Genomic DNA, 1268 nt, shown 5'->3' on the forward strand with positions numbered 1-1268 from the left:
TGGATCATGCTGTTCATCCGCTGGTACAACAGGTCAAGCTGCTCGTTCTCAATGGGGGTGGCGTCCCAGGTTTCCAGATTGGAGGTGTCCAATTTGAAAACACGGAAGCCCACGTCCAGGGGCTGCTTGTCCTCCGCCATGGTGACTTGGGCGTGTTCCTCCAGAATTTTCTTCCCAGCCCGCCGGATTCGCTCCTTGCCGATTTCGCAGATATTCTTATATCCCGCCTTGTACGCCTCGCTCTTTTCGTCGCACAGTTCGGGGAGCTGCACCAAGATAAAGCGCCGGTTGCCGCCGTCCTCGGCGTTGAGCTGCATCACTGCATGGGCGGTGGTAGCAGAGCCGGAGAAGAAGTCCAGAACAATATCATCTTGTCCTGTTACTTGAGAAACAATGGTTTTTATCAAACTAATTGGCTTAGCATAATTAAATAGGCTTTTGTCATCAAACAGAGTATATACAGCTCTGGTACCTTCAGTATTAAGTCCAACTTCACTCATCCACGTTGAAAATGGATTTGCGTCACTTTTTAATTCATTGGCAAACCTCTTTTTCATGGGACGCTGAGAGGTATCTTCTGGAAAAACAATTCTGTCCTCCTCAATAAGCTTCTGCATACTATCGGGAGCATAAGACCATACACGATTATAACTGGGATGATATACTTTCCCTGTTTTAGGGTCTACAAGGTCATAATACTGATTAGGGCGCATATCAGCGTTCATACCAACCGTTAAATCACCTGCAACCCACGGGCCTCGTGGGTCATTATCAGGATTTGAGTATCCTTTATAATCTTTTTTGTATCCAGCAAAAGGAAGGAACTGTCCTTTATGATACATCAAAAGATACTCGTGGTCTGTTGATACTTTTGATTGATCCATGGCAGAGGATGTTCTTCTTTTCCATACACCGCAACCAACAAAATTTTCTTCGCCAAACACTTCATCACAAACTTTTCGCAGGTTTGTGACCTCGTTATCATCAATCGAAATAAAAATCACACCATCATCCCGCAGAAGATTTGCCGCCAGACGCAGACGGGGATACATCATATTGAGCCAGTTGGTGTGATAGCGGCCCATGGTTTCCGGGTTGCTCTTGGTAGTCTGCTGGGTCACTTCCTTGTACCGTGCCATAGGATCGGCAAAATCATCGGCATAGACAAAATCGTTGCCGGTATTGTAGGGCGGGTCGATGTAAATCATCTTCACCTTGCGGTAGTAGGCCGTTTGCAGCAGCTTCAAAACCTCCAGGTTGTCGCCCTC

1 protein-coding gene is annotated in these 1268 nt (G+C 46.8%); it reads right to left on the reverse strand.

All coding sequences use genetic code 11. The annotated features are described in order from the left end of the window. The coding region (locus H7U37_RS14890) for a site-specific DNA-methyltransferase (RefSeq protein ID WP_243414341.1) at positions 1-1247 on the reverse strand (1247 nt) is incomplete at its 3' end. Between the last annotated feature and the right edge of the window lie 21 nt (positions 1248-1268).

Origin of the sequence: Pseudoflavonifractor phocaeensis, from assembly GCF_016901735.1 — a bacterium.
Lineage (GTDB): Bacteria > Bacillota > Clostridia > Oscillospirales > Oscillospiraceae > Pseudoflavonifractor_A.